A 23508-nucleotide genomic window follows, 5' to 3' on the forward strand; every position below is an offset into this window, starting at 1 on the left:
CTTTATGCCATGAAAAAGGATGAGATCATAGAGTTATTGAAGGAACAAATCAAGGGATTACGAGATGACAACAACAGACTCTTGGACCAAATAGATGCTTTGATAAAGGAGGTTTCTTCCCTTAAAGAGGCACTCCTTCAAAAAGGCGAATCTCTTAGCAAGCAACAGCGCCTTACTAAGGGACTCGCCAAACTTGTATCCAACACATCCGAACAGCAACAGGCTCCCCAATCTGCCATATCCGAAGAAGAGCGGCAGAAGATAGAAGCGGAAAAAGCAGATAAGCGTAAAGCAAGAAAGAACAATGGGGCCAAACGTGACATGCATTATGAGATGGAGGAAGAAGAACATGTCGTTTATCCCGATGATCCCGATTTTGACATCAATAAGGCCCGGTTGTTTACCACTGTTCCCAGAATATGCGTCCGCTATGAATGTGTACCCATGCGCTTCATCAAGCATGTCTACAAGATACACACCTATACGCAAGAAGGTCGCCTGTTTGAGGGAAAAACACCGGCTTCGGCCTTCTTGAATTCCAGCTATGACGGTTCATTTATTGCCGGATTGATGGAATTACGTTATATACAATCGCTACCTGTTGAAAGAATCATCAACTACTTCGAGAGTCATGGCTTTACGCTGAAGAAACCTACGGCTCATAAGTTGATAGAGAAAGCCTCAAACCTCTTCGAAAATCTTTATAAGTGCATCCGGCAGACAGCTTTGAGTGATCCTTATAAGGCAGCCGATGAAACCTATTACAAAATACTCGTCCCGGAAAAGAACAGCAAGGGAAAAGGAGTCAGGAAGGGATACCTTTGGGTGGTTGTCGGCATAAACACCAGGATGATATACTTGCTCTATGATGACGGCTCCCGGTCTGAAAGAGTTATTCTTAACGAATTAGGCAGTTGCAAAGGTATCATACAAAGCGATGGTTACTCACCTTACCGGAAGCTCGAAAGCGATGCTTATCCCAATATCACACGCATCCCGTGCTTGCAACATATAAAACGGAAATTTATAGATTGCGGTGAGAAGGACCCGGATGCAAAAAGAATCGTGGAGCTGATAAACGCACTTTATCAAAACGAGCATAAGCATAAAGTTGAGGTTGAGGGATGGACGGTAGAACAGAATCTTACGCATCGAAAAAAGTATGCGCCGGACATACTCGGAGAAATAAAAGATGTGCTTGATGAAATAGAAGAACGGGGGGATTTATTACCTAAGAGCGAACTGCAGGAAGCCATTACCTATCTTCGCAATGAGTGGAATGCAGTGGTGGACATCTTTAATTATGGTGACACTTATCTGGACAACAATATGGTTGAACGGATGAACCGGTACATATCCTTATCAAGAAAAAACTCATTGTTCTTCGGCAGCCATAAGGGGGCCGAACGAGGCGCCATACTCTATACGATAGCACTCACTTGTAGGATGCATAAAGTGAATCTATTTGAGTATCTCACGGATGTGATAAACAGAACAGCCGAATGGCAACCGAACACACCAATTGAAAAATACAGGGAACTGCTTCCTGACAGATGGGAAAAGGCTAATGACTAAAAAGGGATCATTAGCCTTTTTATTTTAATACACTATATAGAATCGCGGAGACGCTTACTTAGAGAATTACATAAGTTCGATATTAATAAATGCAACCGCCGTTACTGTAATGGTGATTTCGTTAATGAAAAACAACACAATATACAATGGGTGGAAGTCTTATCAAAAGAAGCCCTACAAGATTAAAACATAAAACTAAATCCTTTATTGTGAGAAGCTTTATATTTTTGAATTTCCAAAGACAGTGATTTTTTCAATTGCACCGCCATGAAATCCCAAAAAGGCTGGTTGGTTTCATCATCTTGCGCTTGTTGTAAAGAAAGGATATAATCTGCCCTATCCTCCTTAAAAATCTTAGCGGGGAAAAGATGATAGCAGAATTGAATATAGTTCATCAATAAGCGAGCTGCTCTCCCGTTGCCATCCACCCAAGGATGAATAGTCACTAAATTGAGGTGAGCATTAAAACTTAATTCGTATTGTTCACGGAACGTTTCCACATTCTTTTGCCGTTCCTGCAACAAGAAACAAAGTTCTTCTACTTTAACAGGTACTTTTTGATAACCCACATAAGAACGCCCACCTACACCAGCCGTAACGCCACACAAACGGAACTCACCTCTGGAAGAATCGAAAGAGCCGCCTATTGTATTATGCCTTCCCCCTGTTGTCCGCATCAAAGTAGCGTTTAACTTCTGCAAAAAAGCAGGAGTTATAACAGTATTGCGTTGCGCTTCCTTTTTAGCAAGCTCGTATGCTTTCTTCAAGTCCTCATTCATCAGATGATATACCAACGGCTTTCCTTTAGCTGTTACACCTTCATCGAAAAGAAGCTGTGCATCCATTTCGGTTAGTGTAGAACCCTCAATGGCTGTAGAATGGGTAATAAGAGAATAGAGGTAGTACTTCTCATAGTCCACCGACTGACTGATACCGAGTTGCTGAAACTCCTTATACAGTTCCTCTATTTCCAGCCAAATACCTTTTTCCATAATTAGGTTACCTTAATTGTTATTTTTCCCAAAATTACTTCTGATACAACACTTTACCAAGCGAAACGACTACTTTCTTACTATTTTTTTGCAAACGCTGGGAAAATTAGGCAATAAAAAAACGCTAAGTCGATTTGTTGCAATCACTTAGCGTTTTCCGAGTACCCAGACTCTCTGTCATCTCCTTAAAAAAATCTCTAACCAAACATCTACCTATTTCAACTCAAATGGTACAGTACCTTTAATATCTCTGGATGAACTACCGATGATTGCCTCAAACTTACCCGGTTCGGCCACCCATTCGTGTTTAGCATCATCGAAGAAGCTCAATGCTTTCTTATCAATCGTCAGCGTTACCACTTTCTCTTCTCCCGGAGCCAGTTTCACTTTCTGGAAACCTTTCAACTCTTTGATCGGACGAGGGAGAGAGGATTTCTTATCGCTGATATAAAGCTGAACAACTTCTTGCCCCTCACGAGTTCCTGTATTCTTCACATTGACCGTGAAAGAGATAGTATCATCTACTGTCATTGTTTTCTTGTCAGCCGAAGGCTTTCCATAAGCGAAAGTAGTGTAGCTCAATCCGTGTCCGAACGGGAACAGCGGTTTGATTTTTTCTTTATCCGCCCAACGGTAACCTACAAAAATATCTTCCCGATAGATTTCATTAATCGTATCTCCTCTATGTTTAGACTGTGCCAGTTCTTCCTTATTGCCCGGATATTCGCCCAATTTATGAGCCCCTACATCTTCCAGTTTTGCCGGGAAGGTGAAAGGAAGTTTTCCCGAAGGATTGGCGTCTCCTACCAATACGGAAGCAAGAGCTGTCCCGGCTTCCGAACCCAGGAACCAGCCTTGTACAATGGCCGGCACTTCATTTACCCAAGGCATAGCCACAGCATTGCCGGAGATATTGACCACGATCAGGTTTTTATTCACCTTTGCGAGTTCACTAATCACTCTATCCTGCGCGTAAGGCAAACCTAAAGAAGCGCGGTCCGAATCTTCACAATCCTGATGATTGCTCTTGTTCAAGCCACCGAAGAAGATAACATAGTCGGCATCTTTAGCCACTTGCAAAGCCTCAGCGAGCAGTTCATCTTCCGAACGGTTGTCTTTCAAGTCCTGACCGGTTTTCACACCATTATACTCTCCCGTCGGATCGCCTACATACCCACGGGCATATACCACTTCCGCTTTTGAACCCACACGGCTTTTCAGTCCATCCAACGGAGAAATCTCATATTTCACTTTCAAAGAAGAACTACCACCGCCCACAGTCATCATCTTTATCGCATTTTCACCGATCACTGCGATTTTCTTCGCTTTATTCAAATCGATAGGCAATACGTTACCGTTGTTCTGCAACAGCACAATTCCTTCTTCAGCTATCTCACGTCCGGCCTGCCCGTGCTCGGGAGAACCTAAAGAGCCGAATGGTTTGTGCGGGTCCATTGAAGTACGGAAAATCAGACGAAGGACATTACTAACCTTTTCGTCCAGTTCCTTTGTTCCTACTTTACCCTCTTTTATCAGTTTCAGGTAAGGGAAAGCAAGGTAATAATTATCATACGCATTTCTCGTTCCGGCAGACAGTCCGTTCGTCCATGAACCAAACTCTAAGTCCATGCCGTTGTGAATAGCCTGTTCGGTGTTGTGCACACCACCCCAGTCGGACACTACGACGCCATCAAAGCCCCATTCATCGCGAAGAATATCTCGAAGCAGGCGTTTGTTGTGACAGGCGTGCTCTCCCTGATAGAGATTATAAGAGCCCATAATCGACCATGTTCCACCTTCCTGAACAGCCGCTTTAAAAGCAGGCAGGTATATTTCATAAAGAGCACGATCACTCAATTGCACATTGGTGGTATGGCGGTTGAACTCCTGATTGTTCAATGCATAATGCTTCACACAAGCAGCTACCCCGTTCTCTTGTACACCTTTGATGTAAGGAACCACCATAGTGGCGGACAGATACGGGTCTTCTCCCATATACTCGAAGTTACGTCCGTTCAAGGGAGTACGGTAGATATTCACACCGGGCCCCAACAAGATGTCTTTCTTGCGGTAACGTGCCTCTTCACCGATACTTTTTCCATAAAGATGCGACATTTCGGGATTCCATGTAGCAGAAAGACACGTCAGTGCCGGATAGGCAATACAGGAATCGTTTGTCCATCCTGCCTGATCCCATTCATCCCACAACACTTCCGGACGGATACCGTGAGGACCGTCGGTAGCCCATACTTCGGGGATTCCGAGGCGGGGAACGCCTGCCGAACTAAATTTAGACTGCGCATGAATCATCTTCACCTTTTCTTCAAGGGTCATCCGGTTCAATGCATCTTTCACTCGCTCTTCAATAGGCTTACCAGTATCCAGATACACCGGCTTCTGCGCAAAGGCAGGCAACGCAGTTATCACAGACAAGCCAAGTAACATTGCTTTGAGTTTCATGTTTATTGATGATATAAGAAATGAGTTAATACTTTATTTATATAGACTCCCAAACAGGGGATATTTCCTAGTTGCGGACGGATTTATTAATGTTTTTTACATTATTCCGACCAAAGATGAATCCTGAAAGGGTACAATTCATCATACCCTTTCAGGATAGGTTCAATAAAAATCCGGCATCAATCTTCAGGTCAATTTATTTTCTCAACCTTCAGATCAGCATTTGCATTACCATTCGTTACATCAATGGTAAATCGATAGACAGCTCCTTCTTCAAATGCTTTATTATCCTGCATTTCCAAATTTCCGGAATCTGCAAGTTTAAGCTGTTCCACTAAAGTATTGCTTGCATAATTGCCGAATTCTCCTCCCCAATCATTTTGATGGAAGAACTTAAAACTAATCACTTCCGGGTCACCACTAGTCTTCAACGTTTCCCCGGCTTTCAAGGTTAGCTGATACTTTTTAGAAGCAACTTGCGCCAGACAGAGCGCTTTACCTGGCTCCCAACCTACTTCGGAAGACGTAACAGAAGGCTTACCGATTCCTTTTCCGATAGCCCAGATTGCACCCGTTCCGTCATCTTGCAATTTGGCCGGTTTACCATCTTTCAAAGCCATTACAGAAAAATACTTCAAAACAGCATTAGCTGTCACCCGATAATCTCCGTTAATCGGCAGGAACTTCAATGCACCATCACTTTGTTTCTCAAAGAAATCAGGATCGATCCACCATTCATTCAAATTATCAATGCCTGTAACAGTTATCATTTGTCCTTGTGTAAACGCCTGATCCGACTTATATATATCAGTATCTGTCACCTCCATCTTATCATTACCAAAGAAAATATCCGGTGCAGGTAAATCTACCTTCCCTACTTTCTCCACTGTCAACACAGCCTTGGTATTGCCTTTCGTCACATCAACTATAAACCTGTAAATACCTCCTCTTTCGAACTTCTGACCTTCTTCCAGTCCCAGGTTTCCGTCCGATGAGATTTTAACCAATTCACTCGTTGTAGAAATAGCATCACCCTTAAACTCGCCGTTGTCCCATTTATTGATATGGAAGAACTTAAAGTTAATATCATCCACTTTCATGGTAACGCCAGCTATAAATGTCAGTTGATACTTCTTCGCAGTAAGCTGTGGCATACACAGACCGTTTTCCGGAGTCCACCCTACTTCAGAAAGTGCCACCGACGGTTTACCGATTCCTGTTCCAATAGCCCAGATAGCACCTGTTCCATCATCCTGCAACTTGGCAGCCTCACCATTCTTCAAAGCAATGACAGAGAAATACTTCATTTTACCATTGGCTGTTATTTGGTAACTTCCGTCAATCGGCAGGAATTTCAATGTTCCATCTTCCTGCTTTTCAAAATAATCCTGGTCTATCCACCAATTATCATAATCAGGCACCCCTTCAAACGCTAGAATGTCATTTTTCTTCAAAGTCAACTTGATTGCATAGATATCATTCTCTACCAATTCCATATCTTCACCGTTCACCTTTAACTTGGCAAATGGTTCTGCCTCGTAAGTCAACGTATTAAACTTGACAGCATAATTTCCCGGTTCCGTATTAGAAAATGAGATAGCATTCGTAGAACCGGCTTCAATCGCTCCATTCTCCCAGCCGAAGGTCAATTCGTTTCCATTCTCTCCCACTTTCGGAGTCTTGATATACGCTTTCATCTTTTGCGAGAAGTCTCCTGTCACACTATACTTGTACATGGATTGACGTTCCATCCGGTACTCTTTTCCTTCCTCATCCACTAATGTCAGGTAGGGGAAGTCCGGTCGTGCCAGAGCGAGTTCTTTCGTCATTTCTGTGGTAGTAAAATGAATGTTCTGAAGAATATATTTCAAAGTTGCCGTTCCATTAGGAATATTAGCATAATAAGGAACAAAGATTTTACCAGTATAGTCATTTCCGCTTGTCTTTGTACGGATGACCGTTTCAAATACTTGTTCTTCTCCATAAAAAAGCTGTGCTTTCAACGTAGAAAGAGGCACATCCACATCCGAAGCTTTAATCGTAAACGGAAGACTGTCACCAAAAAGAGCATCTGCATTCTCTGCTTTGATTTCCATACTCGGATTACCGGGCAAGAATTCGTCATCATTACAGGAATTCATGGATAACATTCCTGCCAAAGCCAATATAATATAACTGTTTTTTTTCATTGTCTTGATCGTTTTAAGGTTCTTATTCCGACTTTGCCCAACGATAGGAAGTCACAGATTTGCCCGGAACATCATAAGCAAAATGACGCTTACCATCACTTAAGGTTATCTTTTTAGTCTTTTCATTATTATTCATCAGTACAAAAGCGTATGTTCCATCCGGATTCTCGAAAGCAGAATACATGATATTGCTATCAGCATAGCCGGATGCACCAATACGTACCGCTCCCGGTTTCACCACACTTGAAAGATGGGCGATGATATAATAATGTGAGTTGCGGATAATTGTCTTATAGTCGCTATTACTGATATCCACCGCTCCGTAGCAAGTCTGGCAACCGCCTTCACGGTTAGGAGCACGGTCATTATCAAGCATCAGGTTCCACACTATAACTCCCCTACACCAGTTGTTGATCGTCCCCAATGCTACTTCTTTCATATCTTCCAGCAATCGTTTCGACAAATCACGTCCGCTATTCCATGTTCCGATAGAAGTCTCCGTGAAAAGAAGTTCCTTTTCAGGATAGGCTTTATGTATATTTAAAAGCTCTTCGCGGTTCCCGCCATAGTTGTGATAAGCAGCTCCGGCCAGGTATTGGGAAGCAGTTGCGTCCTCATACATCTTACCGGGGTAGTTCTTTTCTGTTGCAATATCACTATAATCATAGTTATGATCGTATGCATAAATTTTCGTAGCCAGTCCGGCTGTTTTGAATTTAGGTCCGAGCGCTGTTTTCACAAAGTCCCTCTGTTCTTCCCAACTCATATAAAGCGAAGCGGAATTACCACGGTTCAACGGTTCGTTCTGGGGAGTTACAGCATAAATATCAATGCCTTCGGCGTTGAATGCTTGTACCCATTTCACAAAATAAGTGGCATAGTCCTGATAATAGGCTGGATTCAGCTGACCGTTTGTCCATGAATCCAGCGGAGTAAGGTCTGTGAGACTCTTTACTTTCATCCATTTTGGACAAGTCCAAGGGGCGGCAATGACTTTAATAGAAGGATTGATGCTCAAAATCTCTTTCAGAATCGGAAGGATATAGTCTTTCTCTTCACTTTGCAAAGCAAAATGCTCAATACCTTTCGTATCGCAACAAGTATATTCACTCAATGAAAAGTCCGAGCAGCCGATGGAGATACGGATATAGCTAAATCCGAAGCCTTTGTCGTCAGAGAATGTTTCCGTAAGGAAGGCGTGACGATCTTCCGGTTTCATTTGCAGAAGATTAAAACAAGTGGCGCCTGTGATAGCAGCTCCGAAGCCGTCCATTGTCTGATATTGTTCAGTCGGATTCAATGTGATTGAAGTAGGTGCCAAATTATCTTTCGAGCTGAAATTAACGGCATCACGGGTCAAATCGCGAGTCAGGCTGCTAGTGGTCGCATAAATAGTCACATCTCCAGTCGGAACAGGTGTAACCGGTTTCTCCGCATCGTCACTGTTGCTGCATGCAGCTAATATGGTGAAGCATCCTAAAAAGGTCAATGCTATATTTCTCATGTCTATCATAATCTTAAGTTTTCTATGTTTTTAGTTGAATTAATAACCCGGATTCTGGTGAATCTTATCATTCGCGTCGATTACCGACTGCGGAATTGGCAAACGATAAGAGTTCTTATCAAAAGTGTAAATCTGCGCTTTGCGACCTGAATCCTTAGCATACACTGCATTCATCACCTCTTCTACCTTGTCCAGACGGACCAGATCAAACCATCGTTGTCCCTCAAAAGCCAGTTCTAACCGACGTTCTTTAAGCAAAGCATTCAGCATGGCATTTTTGTTTGAACGGACAGAGGTGGGAAGTGCTCCCAATTTGGCACGGTCGCGAACTTTATCTATTATATCGGCGGCTCCTTCCAAATCCGGCGTATCCTGCATAATCAGCGCTTCTGCTTTCAGCAACAGGACATCGGCATAACGGTACTTGATGATACTGCTGTTGGCAGAGCGGCATTTATACATGAACGGATAATTATCAGACGGATAATAGTTGCTCCAATTACAATCGTAATAGACTATTGATTCTTTGAAACGGACTTCATCCCCTTCCTGTTTGAAAGCACTAATCAGGTCACGTGACGGAGTCACCCATTTCGCCCACGTGAAATTGTTATTCCAATTCACGAGATCACGCCCGAACATCCATGTACACCAGTTACCTGCTCCGGATGTAAATTGTGCTTCAAGAATCGATTCTTTTGTATTACGCATCTTTGCATCTGTTCCCGCAGCATTCATTCCAAACAAATCACTGAAATCATCTACCAGATCAAAACCGTCTGCTTTCACCTCATCACAATATTGAATAACTTTCGTATAATCACGCAAAGGTTTCTCGGCATATATTTTAGCCAATAAGGTACGAGCTACAGATTTGGTAAACAACGTTTTATTCCCCGGCGTATTGTCCGGAGCATACAATACTGCATCCAACAAATCCTTTTCAATCTGCTGATAAGCTTCAAGTTCCGTATTTTGTTTGGGGAAATATTGCGGATATACCTCATCAATGTTTTCAGAAGTAATATCATCAGCCACCGTTGTAATCACCGGAAAATCACCCCACAGACGTACCATGTCAAACATTACCATGGCACGGAATATCTTCGCTTCTGCTTTGTATTGCGCCCGTTCGGCAGTAGTCAACGAATTATCTGTCACCAGGTCAATGTTACAAATGAGTTTATTGGCACGGGCCACATCCTCCAAATAACGGTTCCAGTCACGTTCCAACACAGAATTGGAACCTTCAATCGAATTATTCTCAAACGGGACAACTTCCGCTCCGGTAGTACCGGCATAAGCATTATCCGAATGGGAGTCTGAAATCAAAAGTAAATCCACATACCAATGTTCCTGACGGTCACGCATTTGATTATAAAGCGTTGTCAGATGACTTTCAACTGCAGCTTTATCCTTGAATACGATTTTTGTACCATCACTTGTCACCCCTTCCGTCACATCCGAATAGGTGTCTAATGGCTCATAATTCAGCGAGCAGGAAGAAAGTCCCAATAGCAAGCCGGAGGTTAATCCGTAAAATATAGTTCTTAGTTTCATAATCTTTCCTTTCATTAGAATTCAACATTAATACCAAACACGTATGATCTGCAATGCGGGTAAGTACCCCAATCAATACCTTGTACCGTACCGCTGTTACCCCATTGGTTTACTTCCGGGTCCATTCCCGAATAGTTGGTCCATGTCAGCAGGTTAGTAGCCGTGAAGTAAGGTTGCAAACGGGTAATTCCCCATTTCTTCAACAGTTTACCTTTAACGTTGTAGGACAAGGAAACATCCTTCAATCTTAGATAACTGCCATCTTCTACAAAATAGGTAGAATTGAGTAATTTGAAATTAGCCTTAGGCACGTCTGTTATCTGTCCGGGTATTTTCCAACGATTCAGTACACGGGCCGACTGATTCTTACCATCATACATACCTTCCGTTTCAATACGTGAAGCATTATAAATATCGTTTCCATAAGAACCTTGGATAAAGATACTCAAATTAAAGCCTTTCCATGAAAAGGTATTAGTCATACCATAGGTAAAATCGGGATTCGGATCACCGATATAGGTACGGTCGGAAGATGATATTTTACCGTCATTGTTCAAATCACGATACATCAATTCACCGGTTTCAGGATCTACCCCATCACTTATATAACCGTAGAAACCTCCCAAAGCACGGCCCGGCTCATTACGTACAACATAGTCATTCACCACATCCGCAGTTTTAGCATCGTAATAAACTTTCTGTAATTCCAGCTTTGTCAATTTATTCCGGTTAAAAGAGATATTGAAGTCTGTATCCCATGTAAATGCTCCTCCACGAAGATTTTTCGAACTAATAGAAAGCTCAAAACCCTTATTTACCATTTCACCCTCGTTACGGGCAATAGACGTAGCGGCTGCGGCACCGGCAGGTAATGACACATTCATCAACATGTTTTTGGTCTTCTTATAATAATAGTCGGCATTAAACGTCAACCGTCCATTCAATAGGGTCAGATCCAGACCTATATTGGTCTGTGTCGTGGTTTCCCATGTTAAATCAGATGTACGCAAGTTGGCCTGGCTAATGGTAGGAACAGCATTTGCATAATCAGTCGAATCACCTTCGCCGCCTTTCTTAAACCATTCGATACGGCCGATATTGTAACGCTGCAAATATGCATAGTCACCAATACCCGACTGGTTACCGGTTTGTCCCCAGCCACCGCGCAATTTTAAATCGTCAATCCATGTCAGGTTCTCCATGAACTTTTCCGAAGAAATACGCCAGGCTGCAGAGAATGAAGGAAATACGCCCCAACGATGATCGGGATGTAATTTAGAAGAACCATCGGCACGAAGATTAGCTGTTACCAAGTATTTACTGTCGAAGTTATAAGCTACACGTCCGAAGAATGACATAATTCCCCATTGAGATGCACCCGTACCTGTATTATCCCAAGATATTTTATTGGCAGCATTCAATGTTTGAATCTGATCGCTACGATAGTGAGAGCCGTTGATCCAGCTATTTGAATAGTCTGAATCCGTCCATGACGAACCGGCCATTACTTCCAAGCCATGTTTCTTGAAATTTTTATTATAAGTCAATACATTATCAAATGTCAGCACTGTGTTCATATTCCGATTGTCCGAAGCCTCACCGTACTGATTGCGGCCCCAAGCAGTAGAAATCGGATCAAGAAAAGTGGTATTAACGGCGTTGCGACGGTCAAGAGTAAGAGTAGACTTGAACTTCAGTTCCGGAAATGGAGTCAGCAATATATTACCCGATGCCAACAAGCGGTTTTCTTTGTCTTTGTTATTTTTCGCGCGGGCCATATTTTCTAATGGATTGGTGATATTACCCACTCCATAGAAGTTATTGTAATACTGATTAGGGTTCAAAGCATCCCACACCGGCGCATAAGTCGGTGTATTGATAACAGCCAGAATAACACCACCCCGATTCGAGCCTGTTCCCATTGCTCCGCCTCCATTGCTTGTATAATCTGAATAAGAGATATTGGCACTTACTGTCAGCCATTTACGAACCTGATTTTCCAAATTTACCCGGAAATTGTAACGCTTGTAATAAGAGATGTCCAACACTCCCTGTTCTTTGAGGTAACCCGCAGAAAGGTAATATTTCATTTTCTCATTACCATTGGATACAGCTACCTGATAATTTTGAGTCTTTCCGGTCGTATACGTTTCATCAAACCAGTCGGTGCGGTCGGGTAATCCGTCCGGCAAAGACACTAGTCCGATTTCATCCTGCAATTCTTTATATTGTGCTGCATTCAGGGATTCTACTTTATCGGCTACTTTGTTCAAACCGAACTGGGCTGTCAAAGAAACTTTGGCATTACCGGCTGCACCGGCCTTCGTAGTAATTAGAATGACTCCGTTAGCAGCACGCGAACCGTAGATAGATGCCGATGAAGCATCTTTCAATATCTGCATACTCTCAATATCATTCGGAGAAAGGAACTTGATATTGTCTACAGGCACTCCATCTACTACATACAGCGGATCATTACTACCATTCATTGAAGTAGTACCACGAACACGGATAGACATTTCACCGCCCGGCGTACCGTTAGGCTGAATCACCGAGACACCGGCTGCCTTACCTTGAATGGCCTGTCCTGCCGAAACAATAGGCCGCATATCCAAATCCTTGGTAGATACGGAAGAGATAGCGGTAGTCACATCTTTCCGTTTCACCGAACCATAACCGATGACCACCACTTCATCAAGCACTTCATTATCTTCCTGAAGTGTGATCTTCATCTGGTGGGCTGCCTTTACCTCCTGCGACTTATAACCCACATAAGAGAATATCAAAATGGCGTTTTGCTTAACGTTTAATGTGAAGTTGCCATCTAAATCGGTTATTGCTCCGTTAGACGTACCTTTCTCTTGTACACTAACACCGATTAGCGGTTCTTTTTGAGCATCCAGGATCTGACCGGATGCAGTAATTTGCTGTGCGGATGCACTCAAAGATAAAAACATTGCCAAGATAGCAAAGAAAATCTTGCGACTCCCCGAAAGGATTTTTCGCCTGTTTTTTTTCATGCGTACTAAGTTTTAAAGTTAATAATAAGACGCTCGTCAGCAATGGGCTACTCTCATTACTTTCGAAGCACAGGTCAAAAGTATAAAGAAATTAAAGTGAGCTAACAAGGAGGGGGCAATAAGTGGATCATACAAAACGATAATCCACTTATTTTCATCTATTTACATTCAGAACGTATACCTAAAAAAGTGGTTGTTTTACAGTCCGAATTAGCGAATTTTTCGCACTAAATCGTCAAAATCCTCTCTCGATCCACGGGCTTTATTCCTTACTTTCGCCCGATAATTATAAATTGTATTCACTGAATAACGAAGAAACTCCGCAATTTGTGAACTATCTTCAATACCCAGACGTATCAAAGCAAAGATGCGCAGTTCAGTATTCAATAACTCGCCTTTCTTCGGTAAAATCTGTTCATTTTCCTGTAATAAGTCATTGAATTTTCCCACAAAGTTAGGGAAGAGATGCAAAAAGGCTGTATCAAAGTTTGCATACAATTCTTCCAGCTCTTCGTCAAGAGCATCTTGGGAACGCGTTATCTTTAATAATTCCGCAATTTGTCCGGCAGACACTTTCTTATTCACCATCCGCCGGTAAGCGTCTAAACGGTTGATATAAGTAGAACACAACTTGATGAAACGGGCAATATACTCTTCCTTGATCTGATTGGACTCCGAGAGTTCGATATTGGTAGAAGACAAGCAACTATTCATCTGCCTCAACTCCTCATTCAATCCGTTTAACTGCTTATTAGCTACCTGAAGATGATTTCTTGCATCTGCCAGCTTTTTCATCTGACGGTAGATATATCCCAAAGCTACAATCAACAACACCAACAGTGCAGTGATAAGCAGCAGGTTCTGTTGAAGACGGTCGTTCTGCTTTTCAATCATTGCCTGATAGGTTTTATCAATCAATGAAAGCACGTCAGCACTCTGCCAACTACGCAAACGGGCATTATAAAACTTTGTCGCATTCCAGGAAAAGCGCATATATTGGTATGCACGTTCCATATCACCATCTTCATAAAGTAATTGGGCAAGCATCCACAACGAAGCATGGTCCTTAATGGCAGAACGAATATCCGATATAGCAGAAAGACAAAGATTCCGTTTCTCTCCCAGACTATCATTACTGTACTTGTAAATCAAAGAACGATGATAAGTAGCCATCGCATATTGGGGAGTATATGGTTCTATTTTCGTCAACCGGAGATCATTCACTTTCAGGGCATCCTCATACTGGCGTTGATCGCGAAATGATGCTTCACGCATCAGCAGGTATTCTTCCGATTCCGGAGGCAATATAGCATATAATGAATCTCTATATGCCTGTGAAATACTCCAATAACGTCCCGAAAGGGTTTTATCCTGTGTATAAACGCCCAACTCGCCATACACATGGTCAAAGCAGGTGTAATAATCGGCTATTAAACGAGGAATGATTTTCCGACGGTCTACCGATTCCAGCACATCAAGAGACTCTTTATACATTCCAGTTGATGATAATAATAGCGAAAGCTGCAACTGACTTTCTATCTTCCGGTCCGTATCACGCAAGCGCTCTGCAATCCGGATATTTTCATTCAAATAGTGAATTGCAGAGTCGCAGATAAAGGCTTTATATTCTTTGTATATCTGACTGTTCAGATTGTACTGTTCCGCAGAATTAGATTCTATTCCGTGTGTCAGTTCTTTAAGATGCTTGATACGTGATTCACGTTGAACCACATACGTCTCATGTTCTTGAATCGTCAAATCAAGCACATTCAACAGTGAGTCCAGGGTCTTATCGGCCCGGGTATATAATGGAAAAGAGAGAAGTAAAAGAAATATCAGGTACTTTTTTTTCATCGGAGTATTAAACTTTAATAGAAGATTACAAGATTAATAAAGACAAATGTAGAGAAAATCTTCGTAATCTTATTACAAATAGTTCATAAATTAAAGGAACAACCCCGGATACATACCTGATGAAAATAAATACCATATTACCAACCGAAGCTCTTACCAATAAAAGTATTATCTTTGTTGCATGAAAAAGTTAGTCATTGTAGGATGTGGACGACTTGCAGAAATCGTTGCGGATGCAGTTGTCAAAGGCTTATTGCCAGATTATAATCTGGTAGGTGTCTATTCGCGTACGGCATCAAAAGCAGCGCACATCGTTCATAAAATGCAGCAACATGGCAAGCCTTGCATTGCTTGCGCCACATTGGAAGAGTTATTGGCATTAAAACCAGATTATCTGGTGGAATCGGCCTCTCCTGCCGCTATGCGGGAATTGGCTTTGCCGGCATTGAAAAACGGAACGTCTGTCATTACCTTGTCTATCGGTGCTTTGGCAGACGAGACATTCTATCGGGAAGTGGCAGAAACCGCCAAGGTAAATGGCACACGAATCTATATCGCATCCGGAGCTACCGGTGGATTCGATGTTTTAAGAACTGCCTCTCTGATGGGAAATACGACGGCCCGCTTCTTCAATGAAAAAGGTCCTAACGCACTCAAAGGAACTCCCGTTTATGATGATTCTTTGCAAACGGAGCAACGTACTGTTTTCTCCGGAAGTGCTGCGGAAGCTATTCGCCTCTTTCCAACCAAAGTGAATGTTACAGTTGCCGCCTCACGAGCTTCTGTCGGTCCGGAGAACATGCAGGTATCCATACAATCTACCCCCGGATTTGTGGGAGATACGCAAAGGGTAGAAATCAAAAATGACCAAGTGCATGCCGTAGTAGACATTTATAGTGCCACATCGGATATTGCAGGGTGGTCAGTAGTGAGCACCCTGATTAATATCGTTTCACCCATTGTATTCTGACAGATTGGCCAACACTTTTGCGCTCAGGCGGTCAAACGCCTGACGCGTGCGGCCAGTAGACACCTGCATACAACGTACATGCGGATGATTGAGCAGTTGCTCACCCCCCAATGCGCCTATCGTGTCACAAAAACAAAGGTTATCACCTTCCAGCCATTCAGTAAAAGCAGCCTCATCCCATGCTGGCGACAAACCGGTATTGAATAAGATCTTCCGGTTACCCATCTGCTTAAATTCCTCTTCGTGCAACAGAATCGTATTTTTATTAAGGCAACAACAAATGACTTCACTCTCTGCCAGGAGTTCCCTCAATGGCAAAAAGCGATATCCTTTGGCAGTAGCCGCTTCTTTCTCACTGCGGGCATAATATGAAATATCAGCACCAAAGAATTTCAAGGCGTCCGCTATCATGCCGCCAGACTTACCCAGTCCGACTATTCCGACTTTCAATCCGGTAATCTCACGAGGCAAATCTTCCCACGTTTCCTGTCCAAAGCCGTGCAAACAGCGCACCAACTCACTGACTACATATTCCACTACTCCCTCGTCACCATAATCCCGGATACCTGTTACCGTGATACCCCGTTCATTGGCATAACGAATATCAACATTGGCACTTTCGGGAGAATAGAGTGAACAACACATTCCAATGTATTTCACATTCGGACAACATTCAAGTACATACCGGTTGATACGGGAGGTATAACTCAAAAGCACCGCATCAGCATCTCCGATACGAGCAATGATTTCATCATCATTCGAGGGTATGTCAGGATACATCACCACCTGACCGGCAAATGAATACAACGCTTTTTCGGCCGACGGAACCAGACTGACCGGCTCTATAGCTACAAGTTTCTGAAACATCGTTTTTTTATTTTAGATTATTCGCGGTTAAGATAACCAATTGAAGAATAAACACTTTGCATAATTTGGGGAATTGAGAGATAACAATTTCGTAACTGTGCGCATTTTAGCGATTTGCAGAGTTGTATCTTCAAGTAACTCTTTCGAATACAAAAGTAACAAAATTCTCTCAGGAAACAAACTCACGACCGGTTTTTATACAATTCGACAGTAAAAAAAACTCCGTTATTCGATAATCTTCCTTTTGACAGAGGACAGCTTTCCTAAGTCATGCGGAGTAAATTGTATAAAGCAAAAGGATCCCTGCAATTTGACAGTAGGGACCCTTTTTGTAAGTTGGGCGGAGATCTATTTTGTAATCTGCCGATGGCAGAGCGTTTTTAATCGACTAGTAATTAAGATATAATCTTTTTACGACAACATATGTCGTCTACCGCATCAGGCATAAAATTGGATTTCAAAAAATAAATCAGACCGCCTTGAAGTTCAACTTCGGGAAAGGCGCGGATTACGGTGGCGTGATGCTCTTCCATTTCATAAGACCGCCATGCTGCGCCACAGTCCATTCATTGTTGGCAGAGGCTGTGGGAACGGCACCGCCATTCTCGTACTTGTCGGGGTTCAGCACGAGGTCGCACTTGGCGGGGTCGAATGCGTTATCTCCGGAATGAGCGGTTCTGTTGTGAAAAACGGCGGTGCGCTCTATACTGCTGCGACCATCACTTATGTCAACGAAATTTCCGGCTGCGGTGGCTTCTATCCGGGTGAGAGCTTTGCAGCCCGTTACGATATAATTGCCGAACCAGGTACACTTCGGTATTTTGAGCGTTTCGAGGCCCGTGCATCCGTAGAAAGCATCATGGTCTATGGTTGTCACATTATCCAGCGTGAGTGCGGTCAATGAAGTGCATTCCCAGAATGCGTATTCATCAATCCGGGTGACCTGCGAAAGATTCACCGTAGTCAGCGCGGCGCAACGGATAAAGGCATACTCTCCAATTACCTGCACGCCATCGGGCAGCGTCACCTCCTGCAACTTGGTGCAATCCTTAAAGGCGAGTTCGGGCAGAGTTGGCGTTGTACCCCAGCCCGTCACTTCGGTGAGGTCGCATGTCGTGATTTGTGTATTATTGGCAAATGTACCCCACTGACCGCCTATTCCTATCTTGGAAAGTTCGCCCGTCAGCTTGAGGTCGGTGTGGCCTGCTTCGAGGGCTGCCCGGATGGTTATCTGCGCCACGACGTCGGTCATGTTGGTCACGTCGATGTTGCCGGAGGTGGGGGGTGTGAAATTCTTCGGGCGAAGCTTGATTTGAAAACTTGCCGCAGGGTCGAGGTGAAGCTCGAAGTTGCCGTCGTACTTATCACGCTGTCCCATATAGAGGCTGACCGTTGACTCCGGATTCACTTTCAGACGGTCGCAGTCCGCCTGCGTCAGTTGGTAATTGCCAATGCCTTGGGCGACGGGGGTTGTACCGATCATTTTGAGAAGGAGGTGCACATCACCCGTGAGGGCTTTCGGAACGGAGATAAGGGGATAGGAGACGGCCGGGTAAAAATTGCAGTCCAGGCCTATGTAAGCCCCGGCAGCGGTCTTTCCCCCGTTCAGCACGAGGATGGCGCCAAACCAGGCGCTTGCACAGCACGGGCTGCTGCCTGCCGCGTAAGACAATTCGCAGCCGTCACCCAGTTCCAATGCCACTTTCTCGCCGTTAGCCAGAATCATGTTTCCATCTTGCCCACTCAATGCCACGTCTTTGCCCAGCGTAATCTTGCCGTTGTAAACACCTACTGCGGCGTTCATATCTTGTCGGTCCAGATTAATATTGGTGAGTTCGATATAAACGGCATCGGCGTCGGGGCTGGTATTGCCGAGGAGGTGGTGGTTGTTGGCGGTGCTTTCCCAGGTGATGGTGTGGCCGCCGCCGTCTATCTTGAAGTGGCCGCTGCCGTTTATGGGAGGGGTGTCGTAGTCACCTCCCGCGGGTACCGTGATGTTGCCGCCCAGCGTAATGAGTGTCGGGGCATCGGCCGAGGTGCCGCCCGTCTGCAGGGCGTCGAGCAGGGCTTCGTAGGTGGTGACGACGATACCTTCCGGCACGGGATCCGTTACCGGATCGTCCTTGCTGCACGAAGCAAAGACTACTGTTGCACATAGCACTAACAAAGAAAAAATCTTTTTCATGTTGTTTTATATTTGATTAATATTCATGGGAAAACAAAAAAGCGCAGAGCGGTTTATGCCCTACGCAGCAAAAATATAATGAAAATTTTGGATGATGGGTGCACATTTACGCATATCTGACGTCGAAACGTGCAACACAAGTGTTTTTTGTGGGTTTATTGTATGTTGGAACAAGCTGTATCGCCAAATATACAACAGTTTGGAGGTGTTATCTATTTTTGTACTCGGTAAAAGATCCCCCCGTTATCTCCCGGAAGATTTTACAGAAATGGCTTTTGTGGGCAAAACCCGAAAGCTCGGCAATCCTCTCCATTGTATAATCCGGATGTTTCGCCATTTGCTCTGTGGCGTATTCTACCCGTTTATTGTTCACCCAACGTTTGAAACTCACCCCGTAAGTCGAATTGATGAATACAGATAGTTTCCGTTCCGGGATATGCAGAGCCTCGGCATAGTCGCCCAGCACAACACCCTGCTGGAGATACAATAATAGTTTTGCCATTTCATCTTCCAGTTCCTTGTCTCCTTCACTCTCCTTTGTCAGCTGCGACTCTTCCTTCTCCTCTATCGCGGGCAAAGCCTCATAGTAAAGTTTGTATTGGTAGTTGATATACCTCACTCCAAAGTCAAAGTAGTACACTGTAATCACCACCGTGATTATTCCGTCGAATAACGGGGCAGGGAATATACTGAACACCAGAACGGCAATACCGATGCAGGCAGCCTCGTAGAACAGTCTCGAAGCCCACCGGAATTCATATTTGTCGGTGTCGGAGAAATAGTTCTCAATCTTGGCTATATAATTCCGTTGCTCACGCCGGAATAAACGGACGTAAATCACGATCTGCGTCAGATAAGTAGCCGCAAATACAGTTCTTAACAAAAGAACCGGATTCGTGATATTCGCTATATACTCATCCACCGAATAGATCCTCACATCAGGAAATAGAAGTATCGTTAATAGATAGAGTCCCACAAAAAACAATGTCGGGCAGAGGTGTCGCAAAATATTTCGCCGGCAAACGTATGGTGAATGAAAAAGTATCAGCACGATAAAAGTAAAAAGCGCCGCCTGCAACTGTGCCGCAACGAGCACAGGCATTGCAAATATCTCGGCAACGCTCTCCTGTACCCTGTTGTAAAAGATAAGCGCATTGCACAGAGCCACGATAATCGATGCAATACCCAAGAATCGTTTGGCATTGCGGTAGTGCGGGTTTATCAGCTGTGGGGCTGTTTGAATCAACAGCAGAGCCATCCCCATCGTCAGACAACCGAAGATATTAAAGTAGTATATGATATCCAACATATTATAGTCTGTGTTATCGGTCAAACAACATTCGGACGAGAAATCCACTGTAAGGCTGTTTCATAGACACCTCATCACCGTTTTACCTGTATTCACAGCCAAAGGTACTGTATTTTTTTAGCCATACATCATACTTATACCACATTTTGCACTGATTCAATCCATTCGGGTAGATACTACCTCTTCATTTCTCTGTTCTGTTCCCAATCTCCAATCTTGTACGACAAGGTTTCCATCGATATTCCGTTAGATTTCACTACTCGCCATCCGGTTCCTTTCGTGGCGGTGCAATGAAATGCATCTGATTACCCCGTCCCTCTCGCTTGATAATGCCTTCGGCTGCAAAAGATTTAAGATCGTCCAATGCAGTATTCTTCAGGCGTCCTGTAAGTTGCGTATAAGTGGCTCTTGTGATGAAGCCATGCTCTCCGATATATTGCAGGACGAGTTTCTTCAGATTGTCTCTGCCCCACTTACGCGAAGTGTTGAAATCGACACACTTTCTACGCTCCAAATCTCCGCGAATACCCACACGCATACTCTTGGAAGCACGGAAATTCACCCCGTTGAAAGCTACGGATTCAGAACGAATATCATTCTTATTTGCGACTAATCGGGAAGCTTTCACTTTGGCTGAAAAGAAACCGAACTCTCCCAATTCGACGCGGTATCCTTCACCTAGATATTGCAATACATCGTCTTTCAGTTCCATCAGGATACCTTCTATCACTCCTTCCTTAAATCCGGTTCTCTTAGCAACACCACGGATCAATCGTTCTGCCAGAATCGTTCCACTGTAGACAATGTCGGCATACATTGTTTCCGTTTCTCCTTCCTTAGTAGTCAAGGCAGGTTTCTTCTTTAAATTGTAAAAGGCCATAATCTTATTGTTATATTTAAGACTTTTCAGTGCAGAGAATAAAGATTTTCAGTGCAGAGATTTATCATTGTTTATGCACTCGGGTAGTTGTCCGGTTGTAACGGGACAATAGTCACTTTGTAAACAGCCTAATGTCACCTTATAAGGTGATATTTATCACTGCATAAGGTGACCACTTGTCTTTGCAAGGGTAAAAAACAGTAAAGATACAAAATTAATTAGCGGAAAGCAAGAGACGATACAATAAAGCTCAATATATGATTGTAATATGATTGCAAAATAAAATTCATCTGCCAACTACCGAACATCGGTTTCTCTTTATTTATTCACATAGATTTGTTGATTTCTAAATTATTTCAGTACATTTGCCTGACCTACTTCTATTACAGAAAGGATGAAAATAGACGAAATACAGTGCATAAAAGAACTACGCAACGGCTCCTACCAGGCTTTTACACAGATTTATGAAGCCTATGCCGACCGACTTTACAGCTTTGTTCTTAAACAACTAAAAAATCGTTCCCTGACACAGGATATTGTTCAGGATACCTTTTTACGCCTGTGGGATAACCGTAACCAGTTGAATAGCTTCGGCAATCTGCAGGCTTTCATCTTCACCATCGCCAAACATCAGGTAATCGATTATTTCCGCAAACAGGTCAACGAACTGCAATTCGAAGACTTTATGGAGTATTGCGAGAACCAGGCAACTGACGTATCGCCGGAAGACATCTTATTGTACGACGAATTCCTGCAACAACTCCAACAATCGAAGAAAGTTCTGTCACAACGGGAACATGAGATTTATGAATTAAGCAGGGAGAAACATATCCCCATCAAGCAAATAGCCGAACAACTGGATCTCTCCGAACAAACGGTGAAAAACTATCTGACTTCCGCCCTGAAGATTCTTCGCAGCGAAATGATGAAATATAATATTCTCTTTATTTTCTTCCTGTAATAGTATTCTTTATAACGGCTGTCAGAAGTAGTTTCTTTATCCCATCAAGTCAAGATACCACCTAACAGGTTATTTCACATTTCCTAATTTTATGTTATAGAACATAAAGAAATCATAGTACTCCCCTATTTCATTCACGTATAACCAATAGAAACACCCATAAATATGAAAGCACTATTTAAAGATTTATACCGTCAGTATCTTGAAAAAGGAGTTTCTCCTACAGACTTCGGACAGTTCAAGGAAGAACTCAATCACATTCCGGATGAGGAACTCTGGAATGTCATGATAGATATGGAAAAGGATGCTACGACGGAAATCGGGATGCCTCCCATGATGAAAAAACAGATACGAAAAGAAATGCATCAGATTATCTGGAGACGGCGTTGGATACAGATTACCAAATATGCTGCTGTAATCGCCCTGCTTGTGACTTCTTCTCTCGGCGTTTATTCTTTATTGAATACCCCGGAAACACAACAAATGATAACTGCCAATGTAAAATCGGGCAGTAAATCGGAAATCATATTACCAGATGGAACAAAAGTGCAACTGAATGGTGCCACCACTATCACGTACGATGTAAACAGCTCCAAACAACGATTGGTACAACTGTCGGGAGAAGCCTTTTTTGATGTGGCAAAGAATCCCGACTGTCCTTTCAGAGTGATAGCCAACGGCCTGCAAATCGAGGTAGTAGGAACTAGTTTCAATGTAAATACTTATAAAAAAGGCGTTGTTGAAACATCCCTGCTCACCGGACAGATTAAAATATCAGGCGGCTCCCTTCCACAAGAGTATATTCTTACTCCCGGCGAGAAAGCGACCTACTCCAGTATCAACAATGCACTCAAAATAACCCAAGCTGACGTTCATGTGGAAACCGGCTGGTGCGACGACTATTTGATATTCGACTCCGAACCTTTGATAGATGTCATTGAGGAGATAGAGAGATGGTATGGAGTAGAGATCGAGCTAAGATACCCCCAAATCGGACAGGATTTATTATCCGGCTCTTTCCGCCACGAAAACATACAGAATGTGATTCATTCATTGAGCCTGCAATATAAGTTCAAATACGAGATACATAAAGATAAAATCACTATTTATTAACCATCTGAAAGAAAGGAGCCTATGAAGAACAGTTAGTAATTATATAAAGAAACAACCAAAGAATCGCCC

General features: G+C 43.3%; 15 protein-coding genes. 4 read left to right on the forward strand and 11 right to left on the reverse strand.

Annotated elements, in window-relative coordinates; genetic code table 11:
• The first annotated feature begins 9 nt into the window (after window positions 1–9).
• Window positions 10–1575 carry an IS66 family transposase gene (gene tnpC / locus NQ505_RS04150; protein WP_259827539.1) on the forward strand — a complete coding sequence of 522 codons (1566 nt, stop codon included), beginning with the start codon at window positions 10–12 and terminating at the stop codon, window positions 1573–1575.
• A 182-nt stretch (window positions 1576–1757) separates the two neighbouring features.
• Here tnpC and NQ505_RS04155 read toward each other — a convergent pair whose 3' ends face one another.
• From NQ505_RS04155 to NQ505_RS04185, 7 genes are all read right to left on the reverse strand, one after another.
• Window positions 1758–2567, reverse strand: coding sequence for a Fic family protein (locus NQ505_RS04155; protein WP_008998236.1), 810 nt, complete (start codon window positions 2565–2567; stop codon window positions 1758–1760).
• 213 nt (window positions 2568–2780) lie between these two features.
• The gene (locus NQ505_RS04160) at window positions 2781–5027 is read right to left on the reverse strand and encodes a glycoside hydrolase family 3 C-terminal domain-containing protein (protein WP_032853282.1); all 2247 of its coding nucleotides are present in this window, start codon (window positions 5025–5027) and stop codon (window positions 2781–2783) included.
• A 191-nt stretch (window positions 5028–5218) separates the two neighbouring features.
• Window positions 5219–7216, reverse strand: coding sequence for a DUF5125 domain-containing protein (locus tag NQ505_RS04165; RefSeq protein WP_008998238.1), 1998 nt, complete (start codon window positions 7214–7216; stop codon window positions 5219–5221).
• Between the two features lie 22 nt (window positions 7217–7238).
• On the reverse strand, window positions 7239–8729 hold the full coding sequence (locus tag NQ505_RS04170; protein WP_008998239.1) for a glycoside hydrolase family 30 protein: 1491 nt from the start codon (window positions 8727–8729) through the stop codon (window positions 7239–7241).
• 30 nt (window positions 8730–8759) lie between these two features.
• Complete coding sequence (locus NQ505_RS04175) at window positions 8760–10295, reverse strand: RagB/SusD family nutrient uptake outer membrane protein (protein WP_004324258.1); 1536 nt, start codon at window positions 10293–10295, stop codon at window positions 8760–8762.
• A complete protein-coding gene (locus tag NQ505_RS04180) occupies window positions 10295–13300 on the reverse strand; it encodes a SusC/RagA family TonB-linked outer membrane protein (RefSeq protein ID WP_004324257.1) in 3006 nt (1001 codons plus the stop codon). The genes NQ505_RS04175 and NQ505_RS04180 overlap by 1 nt, the downstream gene beginning before the upstream one ends.
• Window positions 13301–13510: 210 nt before the next feature.
• A complete protein-coding gene (locus NQ505_RS04185; RefSeq protein WP_004324256.1) occupies window positions 13511–15154 on the reverse strand; it encodes a DUF6377 domain-containing protein in 1644 nt (547 codons plus the stop codon).
• A gap of 181 nt (window positions 15155–15335) precedes the next feature.
• Here NQ505_RS04185 and NQ505_RS04190 point away from each other — a divergent pair, with 181 nt between their 5' ends.
• Complete coding sequence (locus tag NQ505_RS04190) at window positions 15336–16124, forward strand: aspartate dehydrogenase domain-containing protein (protein ID WP_004324255.1); 789 nt, start codon at window positions 15336–15338, stop codon at window positions 16122–16124.
• Here the strand turns inward: NQ505_RS04190 and NQ505_RS04195 are convergent.
• From NQ505_RS04195 to NQ505_RS04210, 4 genes are all read right to left on the reverse strand, one after another.
• Window positions 16107–16991, reverse strand: a complete 885-nt coding sequence (locus tag NQ505_RS04195; RefSeq protein ID WP_008998240.1) for a D-isomer specific 2-hydroxyacid dehydrogenase family protein — start codon at window positions 16989–16991, stop codon at window positions 16107–16109. The genes NQ505_RS04190 and NQ505_RS04195 overlap by 18 nt on opposite strands.
• 508 nt (window positions 16992–17499) lie before the next feature.
• Window positions 17500–19176, reverse strand: coding sequence for a leucine-rich repeat domain-containing protein (locus NQ505_RS04200; protein WP_008998241.1), 1677 nt, complete (start codon window positions 19174–19176; stop codon window positions 17500–17502).
• 208 nt (window positions 19177–19384) lie between these two features.
• Window positions 19385–20485 carry an AraC family transcriptional regulator gene (locus NQ505_RS04205; protein WP_008998242.1) on the reverse strand — a complete coding sequence of 367 codons (1101 nt, stop codon included), beginning with the start codon at window positions 20483–20485 and terminating at the stop codon, window positions 19385–19387.
• A 256-nt stretch (window positions 20486–20741) separates the two neighbouring features.
• Entirely contained in the window at window positions 20742–21365 is a 624-nt protein-coding gene (locus NQ505_RS04210; RefSeq protein WP_008998243.1) for an HU family DNA-binding protein, read from the reverse strand.
• A gap of 394 nt (window positions 21366–21759) precedes the next feature.
• Here NQ505_RS04210 and NQ505_RS04215 point away from each other — a divergent pair, with 394 nt between their 5' ends.
• Both NQ505_RS04215 and NQ505_RS04220 read left to right on the forward strand, forming a co-directional pair.
• A complete protein-coding gene (locus NQ505_RS04215) occupies window positions 21760–22326 on the forward strand; it encodes an RNA polymerase sigma factor (RefSeq protein WP_004298079.1) in 567 nt (188 codons plus the stop codon).
• Window positions 22327–22491: 165 nt separating this feature from the next.
• Window positions 22492–23439: a FecR family protein gene (locus NQ505_RS04220; RefSeq protein WP_008998244.1), complete on the forward strand. Its 948-nt coding sequence runs from the start codon at window positions 22492–22494 to the stop codon at window positions 23437–23439.
• The last annotated feature ends 69 nt before the right edge of the window (window positions 23440–23508 follow it).

The sequence above is a fragment of the Bacteroides sp. D2 genome (assembly GCF_025147085.1).
GTDB lineage: Bacteria > Bacteroidota > Bacteroidia > Bacteroidales > Bacteroidaceae > Bacteroides.

Bases quoted from the DNA above. Each gene is read 5' to 3' on its own strand.
- NQ505_RS04215 (WP_004298079.1), top strand. From the start codon at position 21,760: ATGAAAATAGACGAAATACAGTGCATAAAAGAACTACGCAACGGCTCC.
- NQ505_RS04220 (WP_008998244.1), top strand. From the start codon at position 22,492: ATGAAAGCACTATTTAAAGATTTATACCGTCAGTATCTTGAAAAAGGA.
- NQ505_RS04165 (WP_008998238.1), bottom strand. From the start codon at position 7,216: ATGAAAAAAAACAGTTATATTATATTGGCTTTGGCAGGAATGTTATCC.
- NQ505_RS04185 (WP_004324256.1), bottom strand. From the start codon at position 15,154: ATGAAAAAAAAGTACCTGATATTTCTTTTACTTCTCTCTTTTCCATTA.
- NQ505_RS04175 (WP_004324258.1), bottom strand. From the start codon at position 10,295: ATGAAAGGAAAGATTATGAAACTAAGAACTATATTTTACGGATTAACC.
- tnpC (WP_259827539.1), top strand. From the start codon at position 10: ATGAAAAAGGATGAGATCATAGAGTTATTGAAGGAACAAATCAAGGGA.
- NQ505_RS04195 (WP_008998240.1), bottom strand. From the start codon at position 16,991: ATGTTTCAGAAACTTGTAGCTATAGAGCCGGTCAGTCTGGTTCCGTCG.
- NQ505_RS04200 (WP_008998241.1), bottom strand. From the start codon at position 19,176: ATGAAAAAGATTTTTTCTTTGTTAGTGCTATGTGCAACAGTAGTCTTT.
- NQ505_RS04155 (WP_008998236.1), bottom strand. From the start codon at position 2,567: ATGGAAAAAGGTATTTGGCTGGAAATAGAGGAACTGTATAAGGAGTTT.
- NQ505_RS04190 (WP_004324255.1), top strand. From the start codon at position 15,336: ATGAAAAAGTTAGTCATTGTAGGATGTGGACGACTTGCAGAAATCGTT.
- NQ505_RS04160 (WP_032853282.1), bottom strand. From the start codon at position 5,027: ATGAAACTCAAAGCAATGTTACTTGGCTTGTCTGTGATAACTGCGTTG.
- NQ505_RS04210 (WP_008998243.1), bottom strand. From the start codon at position 21,365: ATGGCCTTTTACAATTTAAAGAAGAAACCTGCCTTGACTACTAAGGAA.
- NQ505_RS04170 (WP_008998239.1), bottom strand. From the start codon at position 8,729: ATGATAGACATGAGAAATATAGCATTGACCTTTTTAGGATGCTTCACC.
- NQ505_RS04205 (WP_008998242.1), bottom strand. From the start codon at position 20,485: ATGTTGGATATCATATACTACTTTAATATCTTCGGTTGTCTGACGATG.
- NQ505_RS04180 (WP_004324257.1), bottom strand. From the start codon at position 13,300: ATGAAAAAAAACAGGCGAAAAATCCTTTCGGGGAGTCGCAAGATTTTC.